The organism is Rhodoferax sp. U11-2br (assembly GCF_018619435.1).
In the GTDB taxonomy this organism is placed as follows: Bacteria; Pseudomonadota; Gammaproteobacteria; order Burkholderiales; family Burkholderiaceae_C; genus Rhodoferax.
Window position 1 is genome coordinate 172,226 of sequence record NZ_JAHFZF010000002.1, and the last position, 20,033, is coordinate 192,258.

Genomic DNA, 20,033 nt, shown 5'->3' on the forward strand with positions numbered 1-20,033 from the left:
TCGGCAAAAATCAGCCGATGCACAACGCCTGTGCACATCACCCTGTTCCCCCGGCTGTGTTCCCAAGGCTCATCCAACTCGCCCGCAAGCCCTTAAGATGAATTTGTTGTTAGCAATCTACTAATGCGTATTTTTGGTTTTGATGAATGCGATTTACAGTCAGTACCATCGCCGTGTTGACAACATCAGAGCCGATCTTTCCAACTGGCGGGCTTCTGACAACTTGTGCCTGAGCGCCTTGTTTTAAAAGCGCAAGACACTATTCTTTAAATAGCAATCCTTTTTCTAACCGTAACCATCAGCTCTCAAGGAGATTCACATGTCAGACACCTGGAAATTTGAAACCAAATCGGTCCACGCAGGTTATTCCCCTGACCCCACCACCAAAGCCGTGGCGGTGCCGATTTATCAGACCGCTGCCTACGCCTTTGACAGCGCACAACATGGTGCCGATTTGTTTGACCTGAAGGTGCCGGGCAACATCTACACCCGCATCATGAACCCCACCAACGATGTGCTGGAACAACGCCTGGCCGCGCTGGAAGGCGGCATTGCGGCGCTGGCGCTGGCCTCTGGTCAAGCGGCGGTGACCTATTCCATCCAGACCATTGCCGAGGCGGGTGACAACATCATTGCCAGCACCGCCTTGTACGGCGGCACCTACAACCTGTTTGCCCACACCTTGCCACTCTCGGGCATCACCACGCGTTTTGCCGACCCGCGCAACCTGGCCAGTTTCGAGGCCCTGTTTGACGACAAGACCAAGGCGGTGTTCATCGAGTCCATCAGCAACCCGCAAGGTGCGGTGACCGACATCGCCGCCATCGCCGAGATCGCCCACCGCCATGGTGTGCCGCTGATTGTGGACAACACAGTGGCCAGCCCTTACCTGCTGCGCCCGTTTGAACACGGCGCCGACATCGTGGTGCATTCCCTCACCAAGTACCTGGGTGGCCACGGCACCAGCATTGGCGGCGCGATTGTGGACTCGGGCAAGTTCCCTTGGGCCGAGCACAAGGCCCGCTTCAAACGCCTGAACGAGCCCGACGCCAGCTACCACGGTGTGGTCTACACCGAGGCCCTGGGTGCTGCGGCCTACATCGGCCGTGCCCGTGTGGTGCCCCTGCGCAACACCGGTGCGGCGTTGTCCCCGTTCAACGCGTTCCTGATCCTGCAAGGCATCGAAACCCTGGCCTTGCGGATGGACCGCATCAACGACAACACGCTCAAGGTGGCGCAGTTCCTGCAGAGCCACGCCAAAGTGGCCTGGGTCAGCTACGCCGCGTTGCCCAGCCACCCCGACCACGCACTGACCCAGAAATACCTGGCTGGCAAGGCCTCCGGCTTGCTGACCTTTGGTGTCAAGTCGGCACCGGGTGAAGGCCGCAAGGCCGGTGCAGCGTTCCTGGATGCGCTGAACTTGTTTACCCGCCTGGTCAACATTGGCGATGCCAAATCCCTGGCCACCCACCCGGCCTCCACCACCCACCGCCAGTTGTCCCCTGAGGAACTGGCCAAGGCAGGTGTGCCCGAAGATGCGGTGCGCCTGTCGGTCGGTATCGAGCACATCGACGACCTGTTGGCCGACCTGCAGTCTGCACTGGCCGCTGTTTGAGCTAGACAAAAGAAAAGCCCTTCGTGATGCGCCCAAGCACTTTCCAAAAGAGGCTGGCCCACCCGGCGGGTGTGTACCCGCACGGGTTGCGAAGGGCTTTTGACACGTTTGCCAGGATGGTTTAATGAATTTCCAACAACTCAAGTCCATTCGCGAAACGGTGCGCTGCGGTTTTAACCTGACCGAAGTGGCGGCCATGCTGTACACCTCACAACCCGGGGTGAGTCGGCAGATTCGCGAGCTCGAAGAAGAGCTGGGTGTGGACATCTTTGTACGCGCTGGCAAACGCCTGACCGGGCTGACCGCGCCTGGCCAGGCCTTGTTACCGATTGTGGACCGGTTGCTGCTCGACAGCGCCAACCTCAAACGCGCCGGGCAGGAGTTCCACGCCCGCCAGGACGGCACCTTGACGGTGGCGGCGACCCATTCGCAGGCCCGTTACGCGCTGCCCCATGTGGTGCGCGACTTCAGGGGCTTGTACCCGCAGGTCACGCTGCACTTGCACCAGGGTTCGCCCAAACAGGTGGCCGAGATGCTGATCTCGGGTGAGGCTGACATTGGTGTGGCCACCGAAGCGCTGGCGCAGTACCCACAGCTGGCCACCTTGCCGTGCTACCGCTGGACACACAGCATTGTGGTGCCGCCAGACCACCCGCTGCTGGCCCATACCGAGCCGGTGACACTGGAGCAACTCGTCAAATTCCCGCTGATCACCTACAACCAGGGCTTCACCGGGCGCTCTCATATCGACAATGCGTTTGAGCTGGCGGGTCTGCATCCGGAAATTGTGCTGACCGCCATGGATGCGGACGTGATCAAAACCTATGTCGAACTCGGCATGGGGGTGGGCATCGTGGCCTCGATCGCGGTTGATCCGGAGCGCGACACCCAGTTGCGCATGCTCGACGCCCGCCATCTGTTTGAAGTCAATTTGACACGTTTGGCCATACGGCGGGGCACCTGGTTGCGTGGCTTCACCTATGGTTTCATCGAAACCTTTGCGCCGACCCTTACCCGGGCAGCGGTCGACAAGGCGCTGGCTGAGCCGCATGGGCTCCATAGCTTCACTGAGGGCGGCGGTATCTGATCCGACCGCGCTTCAGGCCGGTTCACCAGGCCCAGTACAAGCCAGCGCGGGGGGTGGTGCCGCTGAAGCGCAACACCCGTGCACTGCCACGGGCCAATGGCCGCTGATGCTGCGCGGCACGGGGCACCAGCCGAGCAGCATCACGTTTTTTTAGCACCAGGCCCCAGTATCTGGATGTCACCAGCAAGATGCGCAAGAGATTGCGCTGCACATCTGCGTCATCAGACAACTGCGGCATGACCATGTCACCGACCCAACTCATACCGACCTCACTGTCAGTACCAGCACCAGCGTGGCAGACAAAACCACCCACACCGTCGCCACCCCCAGCGAGTAAAGCAACTCTCGTGGACTGAACGGGTTAGCTTGGTCCACATCAAAAGCATGATGTTCCTGCATCAACACACCTCCTTCGGCATCACAACGATCCCGTACTGAATTCTGTGCACACACGTGCGGGTTGTGAACGAAGAAAACTGCGATTGCTTGTATGAAAAACAGCTAAGGCGCCCCGCCAGTTGGCCAGCCACACACCTAACACCTAAATACCTGGCGCAGGCAGGTGTGTTTGCGGGTCAGGCGCTTGCCTCATGACTGGGTGGTGTGTATTTTTGTGCCAGAGACCTCGTGTTTATTGACTTTGTCGCTATTTCATCAATAGCAAGAAAAGTTTGGTCGGTAACCACCGCAGTTCTCATATCCATATCTGTTTAACTTCGTTGGCATACCCGCCCAAGCTGCCTACAGTTCACGGTTCTTTGAACTTCATCGGGAACTCTTTCATGCTTATAAATCGCTTCAGGCAACTCGTTGGCATCGCTGTTGTGGCACTCTCCACCTTGTCCGGGCTGGCGCAGGCACAGGCCGTGCCACCCGAAGTGCGCTTCGCCTACGCGGGTGGCCCACGGGTCTGGATTCTTGGCAAGATTGACGGCGCATTCGATGCGGCCTTCGGCACCAAAGTCAAGTGGATTCCGTTTGCTTCGGGCTCCGACGTCCTGACCTTGTTTGCCGCCAAAGAAATCGACATTGCCCGCTTTGGCTCCAGCCCGGCAGCGGCCGGTATCGCCCGCAAATTGCCCATTGAGGTGATTGGTGCGCCCGAGATCATCGCCACCAGCGAGCGGCTGATTGCCCGCAAAAACATCACCAGCTTGAAAGATCTGGAAGGCAAAACGGTGGCCTTCCCGGCCAACTCCACAGCGCAATACGCGTTTGAAGTGGCCATCAAACTGGCCAAGGTGGAACGCAGCAAAATCAAGGCATTGGCTCTGAAACCTGCTGAAATTGTGGCTGCATGGAAACGCAGCGACATTGATGCCGCCTATGTCTGGGGCCCCTTTACCCAGCAGTTGGAGGCTGACGGCGGCAAGGAGATTTTTGCCACCCGTGACCTGCAAAAAGACGATGTTCTGGTGTTCAACAACTTTGTGGTTCGCAAGGAATTTGCCGACAAGTACCCCGAGATCGTGGTCAAGTTCCTGCGTGTGGTGCAGGACAAGGTTGACCAGTACAAAAAAGACCCGGACGGCTCGGCGCAGAAGATTGCCACCCATCTGGACATTCCTCTGGAAACCGCACGCAGCACATTGTCTGGCTTGCAATACCCCTCCCTGACCGAGCAGTTGAGCACGGCGTTTGTTGGCAACGAATCCAATAAATCCGGCTCGCGCATCACTCGCGCCTACAAAGACACGGCCAACTTCCTGGCCGACATTGGTGAGATTCGCAAGTCGGATGTGCCTGAGAGTTATGCGCCGTTCATCAACACCACCTATCTGCAACGTGCGCAGTCTGGCAAGTGAGCACAGGCGTGGTATCTGAGGCGGAAATAGCCCTGGCCTTGCCTGTAAACCAGGCGGGGTCGGGGCCGCAGTCTGTGGCCAGCGCGGGCCTGCTGCAGCGGTTCAAATACCCGCTGATCAGCGCGACGTCCGTGGTCCTTTTTCTGGTGCTCTGGCAGCTCAGCGGCAGCCTGCAGTGGGTAGACCCGCTGTTGTTGCCGCCACCCAGTGAAATCCTGGCTACCGGCGCCGATTTGTTGGCCAATGGTTACCGGCAAACCCCGCTGTGGGAACACTTTCTGACCAGTGTGGGCCGGGCGCTGCTGGCATTCTCAGTGGCCATTCTGGTTGGTGTGCCGCTGGGCTTGGGCATGGGCTTGTCACCCGCACTGGCGGCGGCGCTCAACCCGTTTGTCCAGTTTCTTCGCCCCTTGCCCAAGATTGCGTTGATTCCGCTGGTGATTGTCTGGTTTGGTATTGGTGAAAGCGCCAAGTTTTTTCTGATTTTTATCTCCAGCTTTCTCAGCATTGTGGTGGGTGCAGCTGCTGCTGCACTGGCGGTCAGCCAAGCCCGACTGCGAGCCGCACAAACACTGGGTGCCAGTCGGCGCCAGCTGTTGACCCATGTGGTGCTACCCAATGCCCTGCCAGAACTGTTTACCAGTGTGCGCTTGTCGGTGGGCATTGGCTGGACCTCGCTGATCGCCGCAGAAATGGTGGCCGCCAACTCGGGACTGGGCTGGATGGTGATCAATGCAGGCAGTTACCTGCGAACCGATGTGGTGTTGTTGGGCATTGTGCTGTTGGGCCTGGCTGGGTACGTTTTTGACTGGACCCTGGTTCAGCTGCAACGCCGTTACGCCCCTTGGGCCGGAAAAGAGTCATGAACCAGCCGCCAAGAATTGCACTGACCCATGTCTCCAAACGTTTTGCCAGCCCTCACGGCAAGCAACCAGGTCAGCAGGTCCTCAGTGATGTCTCGCTGGCGCTGCAAGAGGGTGAATTTGTTTGCCTGCTGGGTGCCTCCGGCTGCGGCAAGTCCACCATCCTGAACCTGTTGGCAGGTTTTGAACAGCCTGACCAGGGTCAGTTGCTGATCAACGGCCAACCGATCACTGGCCCCGGCCCAGACCGAGGCATGGTGTTTCAGCAACCCACCCTGTTTCCGTGGCTGAGTGTTCTTGACAACGTCACCTTTGGCCCACGCATGGCGGGCCAGACGCGCCAACAGTATCTGGCACAGGCCGAGCGCCAGTTGCGCCAAGTGGGGCTGCAGGACTACGCCGACCATTTCCCGTGGCAGCTCTCAGGTGGCATGCGCCAGCGTGCTGCGTTGGCACGCGCCTGGTTGCCCAACCCGGACATCCTGTTGATGGACGAACCCTTTGGCGCGCTGGATGCACAAACCCGGTTGGCCATGCAGGAGCTACTCACTCAGATCTGGCAAAACACCGGCACCACCCTGTTGTTTGTGACACACGACGTGGATGAGGCCCTGTTCCTGGCCGACCGGGTGCTGATCATGTCGTCACAACCGGGGCGCATCCGGGAAGAGTTGCATGTGCCTTTTGAGCGGCCACGCAATATCGAAGACCTGGTGGCGGAACCCGCCTACGGCCAACTCAAACGCCGCATCTTGCATGTGGTGCGAGAAGAGGCCGCCAAATCCCTCCAAACTGAAACAAGCTGACAAGCACAGCACCCATCACCATGAACACTGCAAGCTTTCCCCGCGTTCGACTGACCCAGGCCCCCACGCCACTTGAGTTTTTGCCCAACATCACACGCCTGTTGCAGGGGCCCAATGTGTACATCAAGCGCGATGACAACACCGGCTTGGCCCTGGGTGGCAACAAAACACGCAAGCTGGAGTTTCTGATTGGTGATGCACTGGCAAAAGGTGCCACTCACATCGTGACCCAAGGCGCCACCCAGTCCAACCATGTCCGCCAAACCATTGCCGCGGCCAACAAGTTTGGTCTGAAAAGCACCGTGTTGCTCGAAGAACGCGTCAGCGGCGCCCATGCCGACTACTACAACAACGGCAATGTGTTGCTCGACCAAATCTTGGGCGCCCAGATCGAAACCCGACCAGCCGGTCTGGACATGAACAACGAACTGGTGGCCGTTGGCGAACGGCTGAAGTCGGCTGGCGAAGCCCCGTACCTCATTCCAGGCGGTGGCTCCAACGCCATTGGTGCACTGGGTTATGTGGTGTCGGCCCAGGAAATCATTGCCCAGTCGAACGATTTGGGCTTGCGGGTGGACCATGTGGTGCACGCCACCGGCAGCACCGGCACCCAGGCTGGCCTGGTGGTCGGTTTCCAAGGGGCCAACAGTGGCATCCCGGTGCTGGGCATCAGCGTACGCGCTGCGCGGGACAAACAGGAAGACAACGTGCGCAAGCTCGCGCGCCAAACCTGGGAACTGCTCAAGATCCGTGGCAAACTCCCGGACGAAACGGTGCAGGCCAACTCAGACTATGTAGGTGGTGGCTACGGCGTACCGACCGATGGCATGCTGGAGGCGGTGCAACTGCTGGCACGCACCGAAGGCATTCTGCTCGACCCGGTCTACAGTGGCAAAGGTTTTGCCGGGCTGCTGGACCTGATCCGCAAGGGGCACTTCCACCCGGGTCAAAACATTGTTTTTGTTCACACTGGCGGCGCGGTGGGGCTGTTTGGTTACCGCAGCGTGCTGGCACCCCAAGCAGCCTTCTGAGCCATGGCTGAGCAGCGGCCCTTGATTGGTGTGCTCGGCGGCATGGGGCCCTTGGCCACGCTGGACTTCCTGCAAAAACTGTTGGCGGCCACCCCGGTCAGCCGCGACCAGGACCATGTACCCACCGTCGTGTGGAACGTTCCACAAATTCCAGACCGCCAGCACGCCCTGGCGGGCCATGGTGCATCACCCTTACCCGCCATGCTGGAAGGCATCGCCCGGCTCAACGCAGCTGGGGCCACCCGTATCGTGGTGCCCTGCAATACGGCGCATCTTTGGTTTGACGAACTGGCGCAGGCCAGTGCAGCACCGCTCATTCACATTGTGGATGCCACCCTGGCCCAGTTGACTGCGCAGAGAGCCACTGGCAGCACCGCGCCGGTGGGCCTGATCGCCACACGGGGCGCACTGCAGGCTGGCCTGTACCAGGAACGCCTGGCTGCGCAGGGCATTGTGTTCCTGATCAACACCGATGCCGAGCTCGATGACTTGTTCACCCCAGGCTGCTACGCCATCAAAAAGAACCAGCTGCGCCACGGCGGTGAGTTGCTGGAACAAGCCGGGCAGCGCCTGGTGGAACGCGGCGCCCAGCAGTTGATTTTGGCTTGCACCGAAGTGCCTGTTGGTCTGGCGCAGGTGTCGTCAAGTTTGTTGACCATCAGCATTGACCCGACGCAGGCTTTGGCTCAGGCCTGCCTGGCGTATTGGCAGCAGGCGTCCACCCATGCCCATCCGCTGAGTTAAGACAAGTTGTGCCCGACCGCGCAGACACCTGATGGGCGCGGCTTCTCTGCGGCACTAAGAGAGAAATTGCCTTTGAGTCCTCGTAAACATTGGTTCAAGAGCTGCATAAAATGTAGCAACTCGTCTGTTGAACTGCGTTTGGCAAGTGCCCACACAGACGCCTCCCCACCGGTTCGCCAACCTCTGTTAGCAGGCCAGATGGCTACACATAGGCCCGGGCTGCGTCACCCCGTTTGACGCCATACGTCTCCAGCACATCGGCATAAAAGCGCTCTGCCACCTCCGGGTGGGAGCGCAGGCGCCCCTTGAGCAGGTTACGCCCGGTGTGGGCAATCAGCGGGTTCTGTGGGTCGCGGTCCACACCCCGGGCCTGAGCGGCTTGGGCCGGTGGCAAGACCAGTTCAGGCAACTCAGCGTCCAGACGCGGGCTCAGGAAAAAGGCCACTGAGAGCCGGTCCACATGTTGGGGTGGACTGACGACCTGGTGGATGGTGGCGCGCAAGTAGCCGTTGGACAAAATTTCCAGCACCTCACCCAGGTTGATGATCAGGGTGCCGGGCAGTGGTGGTGCGTCGATCCAGCGGCCAGCGCCCGGTGCCACACCGGGGCCATCACGTTCCCACACCTGCAGCCCCGCCTGTGTGTCCTGCAGCAGCAGGGTCAGGCAGCCCGAGTCTTTGTGCGGCCCCACGCCCTGGCGCGATTCACCTTGTGCGCGGCCGGGATAGTGGATGACTTTTAAATGCTGCACCGGTGTGTCGGCAAAGGCCGCATCAAAACGGTCCTCTGGCTGACCCAAAGCCAGCGCCAGGGCATGCAGCAGATGACTGGTAGCCTCGGTCAGGGTGTCCTGCCAGGCCAGCAGGGTCGGCTTGAGATGTGGCAAACCAGCGGGCCATTGGTTGGGACCTTGCAACCGGGTCCAGGCAGGTGCTGCCGCATCCTGCGGCAAAGGGGAGCGTTCAGCACCAATGTCGATCTGTTCGCGCCAGTCGCGCTCACCCCGGGTGATCTCGTCGCCAGCGGCGGTGTAGCCGCGAAAGTGCGGCGACTGGGCCATGTGCACAGCGTGTTTCTGCTCATCTGACAGGGCAAAGAAGTCACGCGCGGCCTGCAACACCGCGTCGACCTGTGCCGGGCTGGCGCCGTAGCCACGCAAATAGAAAAAGCCGCCGTGGTGCGCCGCCTCACGCAGCCGGGTGACAAAAGTGGCCTGCCGCTCGGCATCACCCGAGGTGAAGTCGCTCAGGTCCAGAATTGGCAGAACGCTGGTCAATGTGGCTGTGGGCATGGCGACAAGCTCCCTTGGTCAGAAAACTCAGGCGGTGGCAAACGGCGACCGGATGTCAGAGAGGAACTGCTGCGCCCGCGGGTGCTCGGGTGCATTAAAGAAGTCATGCGGTGTGGCCCGCTCCAGCACCCGGCCCATGTCCATGAACAGCACACGGTCAGCCACATCACGGGCAAAGCCCATCTCGTGAGTCACCACCACCATGGTCATACCGTCCTTGGCCAGGCTTTTCATGACCGTCAGTACTTCGCCCACCATCTCGGGGTCCAGCGCGCTGGTGGGCTCGTCAAACAACATCAGCGGCGGCTCCATGGCCAGAGCCCGTGCGATGGCCACACGCTGCTGCTGGCCGCCCGAGAGTTCGGTGGCAAACGCATGCGCCTTGTGCGCCAGACCGACCCGCTCCAGCAAAGTCAGGGCCTGCTCGCGTGCCTGGGTCTTGTTCAGACCACGCAGATGGATCGGTGCCAGCGTGCAATTTTCCAGGGCGGTCAGATGTGGGAACAGGTTGAACTGCTGGAAGACAAAACCAATGCGGGAGCGAAAGGCGTTGACATCCAGCCCTTTGGCATGGATGTCCTGGCCCTCAATGTGAATGTTGCCGCTGTGAATGGGCTCCAGCCGGTTGAGCGTGCGGATCAGGGTCGATTTGCCCGAGCCCGACGGCCCACACACCACCACCACCTCGCCTTTGTCGACGGATTCACTGACATCGACGAGGGCTTGATAGTGGCCATACCATTTGTTGACGTTTTCGAACTTGATCATGTGAGAGCCTGGGCTGGAAGATGGGGTTTTTCGCGTTGTGACAGACGGCGCTCCAGCCAGTAGGCCAAACGCGACAAGCCGAAACAGAGGATGAAATAGGTCAACCCCAAGGTGAGGTAAATCTGGGACGGCAAGGTGAACACCAAGGTGTTGATCTGGGTGGCGATGAACGACACCTCCGCCAGCCCGATGATGTAGCCCAGCGAGGTTTCCTTGATGGTGGCGACAAACTGGTTCACCAGCGATGGCAACATGTGGCGCAGGGCCTGCGGCAGCACCACTAGGCGCATGGCACCCAAATAGCTCAAGCCTAGTGACCGAGCCGCTTCAATCTGACCCTTGGGCAGGCCCTGGATGCCGGCCCGCACAATTTCAGCCAGATAGGCGGCGTCAAACACCACCAGGGCGATGAGCATGGTGGCAAACTGGTCGGTCTTGATGCCCGTGACACTGGGCAGGAAAAAATAGGCCCAAAAAATCACCATCAACAAAGGTGTGGCGCGTACCACATACACCAGCGCGGTGACTGGCAGGCGCACCCAAGCCCAGGGGCTGACGCGGCCCAGCCCCAGCAGCAACCCAAGAGGCAGCGCCAATAACAGACCCAGCGACGCCAGCAACAGTGTGAGCGCCAGCCCGCCCAACGGGCCCTGCGGATACCGGCCCACCAAGAAGTAGAGCCAATAGGTATCGATGACTTCCAGAAAACTCATACAGCGCGGGCCGGAAAAAAATGTTGGTAAGTGACAGCCAGCCCGGTAATGAGCAATGAAACCGTCAGGTAGCAGGTGGTGGCGAAAACAAAAGCCTCGACACTGCGGAAGGTTTCAGTCTCGACCTTGGCGGCCTGGTACATCAACTCGGCGGTACCGATCACGGTGGCGATGCTGGTGTCTTTCCAGAGGTTGAGGGTTTGCGAGATCAATGGCGGCAAAGTCACGCGCAAGGCCTGGGGGAGGATGATCAGGCGCATACCGCGCAGAAATCCGAAGCCCAGGGCTCGGCTGGCCTCAAACTGTCCGTGCGGAATGGCACGCAGGCCACTGCGCACGTCTTCCGACATATAGGCAGCGGTGTAGAAGGTCAGTGCGGCAACCGCTGCTACAGCTTCATAGTTGTGGGCATACAGCCATTCACGCGCCGCTTCGGGCAACAGTTCCGGCGCACCAAAGTACCAGAACAACATGTGCGCCAACAGGGGCACATTACGGATGGCCTCAACAAACAGCCACGCACCAGCACTCAATACTCGGAGGCCGGAGAGTCGCATCATGGCTACCACCAAAGCCAGCGTCAGCGCCAGCAACAAAGTCACACCCAACAATTGCAAAGACAGCTTCAAGCCTGCCAGCAGCATGTCGTGGTAGGGGCCGGAAGTGATGAGGGAAAGGTCAAACACGGTTATCAAGATCCAATGTCACAAAGCCTTCCGATCACCAGAAACCTGGCGACAGGAAGGTCTGCGGGATAGCTACATGGCAGGCCGCACCGAGGCGGTAAGCCCATGCCAATCAAGTTGCAGGATCAGCCTTCGATCTTGTCCGAGTCGATCTTGAAGTCACGTTTGGGGAACAGCTTGAGCTTGGAGTCTGGGCCATACCATTTCAGGAACACCTTGTTGGCTTCGCCGGATTTTTCCAGCCCACGCAGCGCGTCATCCACGGCCGCTTTCACGGCGGTCTCACCCTTCTTGATGCCAAAGGCCAAAGGCTCAACATTCAGGTTTTGCGGCAGGATCTGGTAGTCCTTGCTCTTGTCACCCAGCTTGGCAAAGTCGGCCAGCAGGCTGACCTCATCATTGATGTAGGCCGTGCCCTTGCCTTGTTGCAAGGCCTGGAAGGCTTGTTGGGTGGATTCGAAGGTCACGATCTCAGCGGTTGGCACCACCTTCAGCAGGTTCGGGCCCTGGGTGCCGCCCTTGACGGTCAGCGCCTTCTTGCCAGCCAGTTCACTCACGTTTTTAATACCGCTGCTTTTCTTGACCAATACCTTTGAGCCAGTGACAAAGTGAGTCAGCGCAAAATCGACTTGCGACTCACGCTCCTTGTTGTGGGTCAGCGATGCAGCCAACACATCCACGTGGCCTTGCTGCAGTTCCGGAATACGTGCGGCCACAGCCAGTTGCTTGAACACTGGTTTGACACCAAGCGCCTTCGCCACGTCAGTTGCCAAATCAATTTCGTAGCCAATAAATTCACGGGTTTTGGGGTCAACAAAACTGTTGGGTTCATCAATGCCCAGCACGCCAAACACGATCTCACCTTTTTTCTTGATGTCGGCCAATTGGTCGGCGTTGGCGCTGACGCTGGTGAAGGTAATCAACGAGGCCAGCAAGGCCGTCAGGATTGCGGGTAGACGCATAAGAAGTAAGCTCCTAAAAATGAGAGAGGTTGAAAAATACAAGGTTGTTTTGAACTGGTCACCTGGGGACTCGAGGCGCCCAGCACGGCTTGTTCGGGTAACTTTAGCCAGCACCCTGGCGCAAGGGAACGAAGGAATTCGAATAAGCTATTTCAGGAATGCACAACGTGCGGGTACCTGGACATGGCTTCGATGTCGTCTAGCGGAATGTGTTTACGAACATAGCGTCGGCTGGCATCCTGATGTGGCTGGTAGTCCCAGCTGATGGCCTGGCCCTGGTTCTGTGCGGCATCTATCAGCCGTCGGTTGTGCTGGCTGCGCAACACTTGCCTTTGTAGGTCTGCCAAGTCCCAGCGCTCAGCCACTTCCTGGCGCAGCGAGACCAGCCGTGTAGCTTGCGACGGATCGGCCACCAGGTTATGCAGTTCGTCCGGGTCACGGGACAGGTCATACAACTGGTCGGGGTCGGCAGGCGAATGGACAAATTTGTAGGGGCCACGCCGGATCATCACGATCGGCGCCAGCGCACCTTCGCCCAGGTATTCGCCAATCACCGCGTCATGCCCACCTTGTCCCCGCAGATGTGGCAACAGGCTGCGCCCGGCCAGTTGCGGGTCACTCGCCGGTTGGGCGCCGGCGAGTTCCAGCAGCGTCGGCAGAAGATCGACATGCGACACCGACTGCGACACGCGCTTGGCCGCAAATTCTGCTGGCGAGTGAACAATCAGCGGCACCCGGCAGCCACCTTCAAAGAAGTTCATCTTGTACCAAAGGCCACGCTCACCGAGCATCTCGCCATGGTCGGACATCACCACCACAATGGTGTTATCCGCTTGCCCGATGTCCTTGAGGGTTTGCAGAATCAGGCCGAACTGTTCGTCCACATACGCGATGGAACCGTAATAAGCGCGACGGGCACGCTGGATCTGCGTAGCACTCACCGGCTGCTGATCCATGGCGCACATGGCGCGAATACGCGCCGACTGCGGATCGTCTTCAGTCCGCTCCCTCGTCACACGCGGCGTTGGAATGTCCACGCCCTCGAACAGATCCCAGTACTTTTGCGCAATGGCAAACGGGTCATGCGGATGCGTCAACGACACCGTCAGGCAAAACGGCCGAGCGTCGCGTGTGCGCGCCAGGTCAAACAGTTTTTGCCGGGTGACTGCCACTACTTCATCATCAAAATCCAGCTGGTTGGTGCGCACACATGGTCCCGCATCGGTGACCGAACTCATGTTGTGGTACCACTCCAGACGCTTGTGCGGCTGCTGCCAATCTGGCGTCCAGCCAAAGTCTGCCGGGTAAATGTCGGTCGTCAAACGTTCTTCAAATCCGTGCAACTGGTCTGGCCCGCAGAAATGCATTTTGCCGGCCAAGATGGTGTGGTAACCCACCGCCCGCAGGTAGTGGGCCCAGGTGGGTTTGTCGGCCGACAACTCGCAGGCATTGTCAAACGCGCCGATGCTTGACGGCAACTGCCCGGTCATCAGTGCAAAACGCGAGGGTGCACACAGCGGGCTGTTGCAGTAGGCTGAATCAAACACCACCCCTTCTTTGGCCAAGCGGTCAATGTGCGGGGTTTTGCCAGTGACATCACCGTAGGCCGACAAATAGCGCGGGTTGAGCTGATCCGCCATCAGGATCAGGATGTTTTTCTGAGGCATCACACAGCTCCCTGGCGCTGCTTGAAGGCCAGCGCCAGCACGCACAAAATTTCAAAGAGCACATTGGCGGCGTTCTGGGCGGTCAGGCCCGAAGGGTCAAACGGCGGCGACACCTCGACCACATCACCCCCAACAAAATCCAGCCCAGCCAGTTCACGGATCAACCGCTGGGCCTCGACCATGGTCAGGCCACCGGATTCGGGGGTTCCAGTGCCCGGCGCAAACACCGGGTCCAACCCATCCACGTCAAACGACAGATAGGTGGGGCCGCTGCCTGCCACCCGGCGCGCTTCTTCAGCGGCCCAGCGCCAGCCACGGTCGGTGAACTCTTCCATGTAGACCACCCGCATGCCCCTGTCATGGCTGAACTGCCACATGTCAGGGTGGTTCAAGGAGCCGCGAATACCGATTTGGATCACCCGCTTGGGATCCAGCAAACCTTCCTCGACCGCACGGCGAAAAGGCGCACCGTGGTGAAAACGAGAGCCCAGGTAGTCATCTCCGGTGTCGCAGTGGGCATCGATGTGCACCATGCCCAGTGGACGTTCCTTGGCCAGTGCCCGCAGGATCGGCAGGGTCACCGAGTGGTCACCCCCGACCGACAGCGGGACCACGCGGCTCTGATGCACCTTGTCAAAAAAAGCCTGGATTTCCTTGAGGGCGGCGGTCAGCTCATAGGGTTGTTCCAGCCAGGCGTCGCCCAGATCGGCCACCCGTGCCAGATCAAACGGGCCAACACCGCTGGCCTGGTTGTAACGCCGCACCAGGGTGGTCTGCTCGCGCACGGCACGTGGGCCATGGCGGGCACCGGTGCGGTTGGTCACACCGCCGTCGAACGGCACACCAATCACACCAATGTCGACACCGTCCAGTTGGTCCACCAGGGGGGTTCGAAAAAAACTCGCCAGCCCGGAATAACGCGGCCTGAGTTGCGGATTGGCCATCTCCGGATAGCACTGAATGTCTTTGATCATATGGCGGGCGACTGTAAGACCCGCCGTCGCCAGCCACAAACATGATTTCCGAATAAGCAAGCGTGGTTTTGTTCGTTGGCGCCCAGCACATCGGCAACTACTATTTTCTGCCGAGCGTGTGTCATCGCTTTGAACCCCTAGAAGGAATGAAAAACATGAAATTGATGAAAAATCTGCTGGCCTCCGTTGTGGGTGGGCTGATGGTCGTCACGAGCTCACTGGCACTCGCAGCGGACAACAAGGTTGTGGTTGCCTACCAGACCGACGCCCTGCCGTTCCAGGTGGGTATTGCCAATGGCGACTTTGCCAAAACCACCGGCTACCAGATCGATTTCCGCAAATTCAACTCCGGCGCGGACATCTTTGCCGCGATTGCATCGGGTGACGTGCAGGTCGGTTATGTCGGCTCCAGCCCTTATGCCGCAGCCACCTCGCGCGGCCTGGATGTGAAGGCGTTCTACATCACCTCGATCTCTGGCATTGACGAAGCCCTGGTGGTGCGTAACGGCTCGGGCATCAACTCGCTGGCCGACCTCAAGGGCAAAAAGCTGGCCGCCGCACCCGTGTCGACCGATCACTACCAACTGCTGGCTTTGATCAAAAGCCAGGGCCTGACCGAAAAAGACGTGCAGGTGTTCGCCATTCCGCAACCTGAAATCGTCGCCGCTTACAACCGGGGCGACCTGGACGGTGGTTTCGTCTGGGACCCGGCGCTGACTGAGTTGAAGAAAAACGGCAAGGTGCTGGTGACTTCCAAAGACGTGGCCGACAAGGGCGCTCCGACCTTCAGTGCCTGGGTGGCCACCGGTGCTTTTGCCAAGACCAATCCGGAATTTCTGAAGAAGTTTGCCGCTGTCACGGACAAGTATGCGCAATCCTTTGTCACCAACAAAGCGGCCTGGGGACCGGATAGTGACAATGCCAAGACCCTGGCCAAATTCCTCGGCGGCACACCGCAAGATCAGGCCGCTGCGCTGCTGAACCTGTCGCTGTTGCCGCTGCCGGTGCAAAGCACTGAAGCCTGGCTCGGTGGGGGCGAAAACTCAGGCATCGCCAAGATCCTCAAGAACACCGCACTGTTCCTGAAGGAGCAAAAGAAGATTTCTGAGGTGTTGCCCAGCTACGCCGCTTACGTGTCGCCGGTTTATCTGCCTGCCCACAAGTAATCAGTTTTCTTCCTGTCAACGCCGCGTTCACCGGGCCAGTCCTGGCTTCGCGGCGTGTTTGCGATACCAACCGGAAACAACATGCTTCGAATTGACCAGGCCACTGTTTTTTTTGCCGCCCGCGATGGCCGCGCCGTGCAGGCGCTGGACCGGGTGTCGCTTGACATTCCCGAGGGCAGCTTTGTGGTGGCGCTGGGCACCTCGGGCTGCGGCAAGTCCACCCTGCTCAATGCGATGGCGGGCTTTTTGCCCTTGTCTCATGGCAGTATCACGCTGGATGGCCGCCCCATCATCGGGCCGGGTGCCGACCGCGGCGTCGTGTTTCAGAAAGACACCTTGCTGCCCTGGAAATCGGTGCTGGACAACGTGGCTCTGGGCCTGAAATTCGCCGGTATCTCGCGCACCGAGCGCCGTGATAGGGCCATGGAACTGCTGCGACTCGTGGGTCTGCAGGACTTTGCCAATGCAGCGCCCTACGAGTTGTCTGGTGGCATGCGCCAGCGGGTTGGTATTGCCCGGGCGCTGGCACCCGACCCTGCCATTCTGCTGATGGACGAGCCGTTTGGTGCGCTGGACAGCATGACGCGTGAACAGATGCAGGAGTTGCTGGTATCGGTCTGGTCACGCACCGGCAAACGCATTTTTTTCATCACCCATTCGATTGACGAGGCGCTGGTGCTGGGCACGCAGGTGGTGGTGATGTCGCCGCGCCCAGGGCGCATCGTGGCGCGGTTTGACCTGGATTTTGTCCGCACCATCGCCCGTGACGGTGACCCGCGAGCGGTCAAGACATCCGTCGCGTTCACAGGCTTGCGGGAAGACATCCGCGCCATCATCCACCAGTCGGAAGACCAGAAGGAGCTTGTGTCATGACAGACATTGCAGCAGACCCCCTGTTTGTGAACGTGAAACAACCCAGCCAGGACATCCCCAGCCCAGCAAAGCCTGCCGCACACGTGGGTTCACGGCGCGGCGACCGGGCGGAGCAGGACAAACCCGTCGATTTCAGACCCAAACTGGTTGAGATGCGCTCCTTTGGTATCGGCGGCCAGGCCACGGTCAGCATCAGCATCGCCACCGGTGTAGCCATCCTGTTGTTATGGTGGCTCGTCGCCAAAACTGGCTCGGTGCCCCACCTGTTTCTGCCAACTCCAGCCGAGGTGCTGGCCACCGCGACCTCCATCTTCCAGGACGGTTATGCCAACGCCACGCTGTGGGAACATGTGTCGGCCAGCCTGACCCGCATCCTCAGCGCCCTGGCCATTGCGGTTGGCCTGGGTATTCCGGTGGGTCTGCTGATGGGCCTGAACCGCTGGGCCAAAGGCATTCTGGACACGCCCATCGAGTTCTACTGGCCGCTGCCCCCGCTGGCCTACCTGCCGCTGATGATCATCTGGCTGGGCATTGGCGAGACCTCCAAAATTGCCCTGCTGACCCTGGCCATGTTTGCGCCGATTGTGCTGTCGGCGCAGGCCGGTGTGCGCTCGCTGCCGATTGAACGCGTCAACGCCGCGCTGACTTTGGGCGCCAGCCGTTGGCAGCTGTTTTGCGAGGTGGTGCTGCCCTCGGCCCTGCCCGAGATCCTGACCGGCATCCGCATTGCGCTGGGGGTGGGCTGGGGCACGCTGGTGGCGGCCGAGCTGATTGCCTCGACCCGTGGCATTGGTTACATGACGATGTCAGCCTCGCACTTTCTGGCCACCGATGCGGTGTTTGTTGGCATCGGCATCATCGCCGCTTGTGCCTTCAGCTTTTCACTCGCCATGCGGCTGCTGGAGCGTGTGCTGGTGCCCTGGAAAGGCAAGAGCTAAAGCCACTGTCTGCCCGGCCTGCGGTTTGAACACCGCTGCGGCCTGCGTGCCGAGATTTGGCCAGCAGCTGCTGGCCTGCATCCCTTTTTCTTCCCGACCTCCCTTCAAGACACACCACTTCCCCGATGAGCACTCCCACCTCTCCCGCACGCACCGTGGCCACCGGCCCGCAAAAAATGACCCCGTCCGAGGCCTTTGTCGAAACCCTGGTGGCCAATGACGTCACCGACATCTTTGGCATCATGGGCTCAGCCTTCATGGACGCCATGGACATTTTTGAACCCGCTGGCATCAACTTGGTGTCGGTCGTGCATGAACAGGGTGCTGCCCACATGGCCGACGGCTACGCCCGCGTCAGTGGCCGCCACGGTGTGGTAATTGGCCAGAACGGCCCGGGCATCAGCAACTGCGTCACCGCGATTGCCGCCGCGTACTGGGCGCACAGCCCGGTGGTGATCGTCACGCCTGAGACCGGCACCATGGGCATGGGCCTGGGTGGCTTCCAAGAGGCCAACCAGCTGCCGATGTTCCAGGAGTTCACCAAGTATCAGGGCCATGTGAACAACCCCAAACGCATTGCCGAATACACCGCGCGCTGCTTTGACCGCGCCTTGAGCGACCTGGGCCCGACCCAGCTCAACATCCCGCGCGACTACTTCTATGGCGAGATCACCACCGAGATCCCGCAGCCGCAACGGGTGGAGCGTGGCGCCGGGGGTGAGAGCAGCCTGAATGCCGCTGCCGAGCTGCTGGCCAACGCCAAATTCCCGGTGATCCTGGCCGGGGGTGGGGTGGTGCTGGGCAATGCGGTGGAAGAACTCACAGCGCTGGCCGAGCATCTGGGTGCGCCGGTGGCCACCGGCTACCTGCGCAACGACGCCTTTCCGGCCAGCCACCCGCTGTGGGCCGGGCCGCTGGGTTACCAGGGCTCCAAGGCTGCGATGAAGCTGATTGCCCAGGCCGACGTGGTGTTGGCTTTGGGCTCGCGCATGGGACCGTTTGGCACCCTACCGCAACACGGGCTGGACTACTGGCCCAAGAACGCCAAGATCATCCAGGTCGAGGCCGACCACACCAACCTCGGGCTGGTCAAGAAAATCAACGTCGGCATTCACGGTGATGCCCGGGCCACGGCGCAGGCGCTGTTGCAGCGTTTGGAAGGAAAAACACTTGTAGCCCATGCGAATCGGGAGCAACGCGCTACTGTTATTGAAGCAGAGAAGGCCGCCTGGGAACAAGAGCTGGATGCCTGGACCCACGAGCGCGACCCATTTAGCCTGGACATCATTGCCGAGAACGCCAAGGAGCCCACCTTCAACGGCGGCCAGTGGTTGCACCCGCGCCAGGTGCTGCGCGAGCTGGAAAAAGCCATGCCGCCGCGCGTGATGGTGTCCACCGACATCGGCAACATCAACTCGGTGGCCAACAGCTACCTGCGTTTTGAGGAGCCGCGCAGCTTCTTCGCGCCGATGAGTTTTGGCAACTGCGGTTATGCGCTGCCGACCATCATCGGTGCCAAACGTGCGGCACCCGAACGCCCGGCAGTGGCCTATGCGGGGGACGGTGCCTGGGGCATGAGCATGTCCGAGATTTTGACGGCCGTGCGCCACGACATTCCGGTGACGGCGGTGGTGTTCCACAACCGGCAATGGGGCGCCGAGAAGAAGAATCAGGTGGACTTCTACAACCGCCGTTTTGTCGCCGGTGAACTCGACAACCCAAGTTTTGCCGGGATTGCCATCGCCATGGGCGCCGAAGGCGTGGTGGTGGACCGCCTGGAAGACGTCGGGCCCGCGCTCCAAAAAGCCATCGACGCCCAGATGAACCTAGGCAAAACCACGGTGATCGAGATTCTGGTGACCCAGGAGCTGGGTGATCCGTTCCGCCGCGACGCGCTGTCCAAGCCAGTGCGTTTTCTGGACAAGTACAAGGACTACGTGTGAGCGTTTGGCGCACCACGAGCGCAAGGTCTATAAGCCATTTTGGCCCCTAGCCCTCATTTATAGAGGGCCAATAGCTATATTTAACATAGCACCATGACGCC

At 60.0% G+C, this 20,033-nt stretch carries 20 protein-coding genes; 11 read left to right on the top strand and 9 right to left on the bottom strand.

Translation table 11 applies throughout. The features are described from left to right. The first annotated feature begins 319 nt into the window (after window positions 1-319). Together KKO72_RS02065 and KKO72_RS02070 are read left to right on the top strand one after the other, a co-directional pair. Window positions 320-1,615 carry an O-acetylhomoserine aminocarboxypropyltransferase/cysteine synthase family protein gene (locus KKO72_RS02065; protein WP_214934969.1) on the top strand — a complete coding sequence of 432 codons (1,296 nt, stop codon included), beginning with the start codon at window positions 320-322 and terminating at the stop codon, window positions 1,613-1,615. 124 nt (window positions 1,616-1,739) lie between these two features. Continuing rightward, window positions 1,740-2,702 carry a CysB family HTH-type transcriptional regulator gene (locus KKO72_RS02070; protein ID WP_214934972.1) on the top strand — a complete coding sequence of 321 codons (963 nt, stop codon included), beginning with the start codon at window positions 1,740-1,742 and terminating at the stop codon, window positions 2,700-2,702. 22 nt (window positions 2,703-2,724) lie between these two features. On the opposite strand, the gene KKO72_RS02075 is transcribed toward KKO72_RS02070, so the two are convergent. Both KKO72_RS02075 and KKO72_RS02080 read right to left on the bottom strand, forming a co-directional pair. After that, a complete protein-coding gene (locus tag KKO72_RS02075) occupies window positions 2,725-2,964 on the bottom strand; it encodes a hypothetical protein (RefSeq protein ID WP_214934975.1) in 240 nt (79 codons plus the stop codon). Further along, on the bottom strand, window positions 2,961-3,101 hold the full coding sequence (locus KKO72_RS02080) for a hypothetical protein (protein ID WP_214934977.1): 141 nt from the start codon (window positions 3,099-3,101) through the stop codon (window positions 2,961-2,963). The genes KKO72_RS02075 and KKO72_RS02080 overlap by 4 nt, the downstream gene beginning before the upstream one ends. A gap of 383 nt (window positions 3,102-3,484) precedes the next feature. Between KKO72_RS02080 and KKO72_RS02085 the strand changes: the two genes are divergently transcribed. The 5 genes from KKO72_RS02085 to KKO72_RS02105 are packed head-to-tail and all read left to right on the top strand — an operon-like array spanning window position 3,485 to window position 7,951. Next, window positions 3,485-4,507 carry a glycine betaine ABC transporter substrate-binding protein gene (locus KKO72_RS02085; protein ID WP_214934979.1) on the top strand — a complete coding sequence of 341 codons (1,023 nt, stop codon included), beginning with the start codon at window positions 3,485-3,487 and terminating at the stop codon, window positions 4,505-4,507. Window positions 4,508-4,545: 38 nt separating this feature from the next. Beyond that, window positions 4,546-5,373: an ABC transporter permease gene (locus tag KKO72_RS02090; protein ID WP_251140396.1), complete on the top strand. Its 828-nt coding sequence runs from the start codon at window positions 4,546-4,548 to the stop codon at window positions 5,371-5,373. Beyond that, the gene (locus KKO72_RS02095) at window positions 5,370-6,176 is read left to right on the top strand and encodes an ABC transporter ATP-binding protein (RefSeq protein WP_214934982.1); all 807 of its coding nucleotides are present in this window, start codon (window positions 5,370-5,372) and stop codon (window positions 6,174-6,176) included. Before KKO72_RS02090 ends, KKO72_RS02095 begins: the two co-directional genes overlap by 4 nt. Before the next feature lie 20 nt (window positions 6,177-6,196). Further along, window positions 6,197-7,207, top strand: coding sequence for a D-cysteine desulfhydrase (locus KKO72_RS02100; RefSeq protein WP_214934984.1), 1,011 nt, complete (start codon window positions 6,197-6,199; stop codon window positions 7,205-7,207). A 3-nt stretch (window positions 7,208-7,210) separates the two neighbouring features. Further along, window positions 7,211-7,951: an aspartate/glutamate racemase family protein gene (locus KKO72_RS02105; RefSeq protein ID WP_214934986.1), complete on the top strand. Its 741-nt coding sequence runs from the start codon at window positions 7,211-7,213 to the stop codon at window positions 7,949-7,951. Window positions 7,952-8,153: 202 nt separating this feature from the next. Here the strand turns inward: KKO72_RS02105 and KKO72_RS02110 are convergent, their stop codons facing one another. The 7 genes from KKO72_RS02110 to speB form a co-directional block, all read right to left on the bottom strand. Continuing rightward, window positions 8,154-9,242, bottom strand: coding sequence for an isopenicillin N synthase family oxygenase (locus tag KKO72_RS02110; protein ID WP_214934989.1), 1,089 nt, complete (start codon window positions 9,240-9,242; stop codon window positions 8,154-8,156). A 27-nt stretch (window positions 9,243-9,269) separates the two neighbouring features. Further along, window positions 9,270-10,010, bottom strand: a complete 741-nt coding sequence (locus tag KKO72_RS02115) for an amino acid ABC transporter ATP-binding protein (protein WP_214934991.1) — start codon at window positions 10,008-10,010, stop codon at window positions 9,270-9,272. Continuing rightward, window positions 10,007-10,723 (bottom strand): amino acid ABC transporter permease, encoded by a 717-nt coding sequence (locus KKO72_RS02120; protein ID WP_214934993.1) that lies wholly within the window; start codon window positions 10,721-10,723, stop codon window positions 10,007-10,009. The genes KKO72_RS02115 and KKO72_RS02120 overlap by 4 nt, the downstream gene beginning before the upstream one ends. Then, a complete protein-coding gene (locus KKO72_RS02125; RefSeq protein ID WP_214935137.1) occupies window positions 10,720-11,415 on the bottom strand; it encodes an amino acid ABC transporter permease in 696 nt (231 codons plus the stop codon). Before KKO72_RS02125 ends, KKO72_RS02120 begins: the two co-directional genes overlap by 4 nt. A gap of 119 nt (window positions 11,416-11,534) precedes the next feature. Further along, the gene (locus tag KKO72_RS02130; RefSeq protein WP_214934995.1) at window positions 11,535-12,371 is read right to left on the bottom strand and encodes a transporter substrate-binding domain-containing protein; all 837 of its coding nucleotides are present in this window, start codon (window positions 12,369-12,371) and stop codon (window positions 11,535-11,537) included. Window positions 12,372-12,523: 152 nt separating this feature from the next. Then, a complete protein-coding gene (gene betC, locus KKO72_RS02135) occupies window positions 12,524-14,038 on the bottom strand; it encodes a choline-sulfatase (protein WP_214934997.1) in 1,515 nt (504 codons plus the stop codon). After that, a complete protein-coding gene (gene speB, locus KKO72_RS02140) occupies window positions 14,038-15,012 on the bottom strand; it encodes an agmatinase (protein ID WP_214934999.1) in 975 nt (324 codons plus the stop codon). Before speB ends, betC begins: the two co-directional genes overlap by 1 nt. 155 nt (window positions 15,013-15,167) lie before the next feature. Between speB and tauA the strand changes: the two genes are divergently transcribed. The 4 genes from tauA to xsc all read left to right on the top strand — a co-directional run bounded on the left by tauA (window position 15,168) and on the right by xsc (window position 19,932). Continuing rightward, a complete protein-coding gene (gene tauA, locus KKO72_RS02145; RefSeq protein WP_214935001.1) occupies window positions 15,168-16,178 on the top strand; it encodes a taurine ABC transporter substrate-binding protein in 1,011 nt (336 codons plus the stop codon). A gap of 81 nt (window positions 16,179-16,259) precedes the next feature. Then, window positions 16,260-17,051 carry a taurine ABC transporter ATP-binding protein gene (locus KKO72_RS02150; protein ID WP_214935003.1) on the top strand — a complete coding sequence of 264 codons (792 nt, stop codon included), beginning with the start codon at window positions 16,260-16,262 and terminating at the stop codon, window positions 17,049-17,051. Then, window positions 17,048-17,989 (top strand): ABC transporter permease subunit, encoded by a 942-nt coding sequence (locus KKO72_RS02155; protein WP_251140397.1) that lies wholly within the window; start codon window positions 17,048-17,050, stop codon window positions 17,987-17,989. Before KKO72_RS02150 ends, KKO72_RS02155 begins: the two co-directional genes overlap by 4 nt. 125 nt (window positions 17,990-18,114) lie before the next feature. Further along, window positions 18,115-19,932, top strand: coding sequence for a sulfoacetaldehyde acetyltransferase (gene xsc, locus KKO72_RS02160; protein WP_214935005.1), 1,818 nt, complete (start codon window positions 18,115-18,117; stop codon window positions 19,930-19,932). Window positions 19,933-20,033 lie beyond the last annotated feature (101 nt).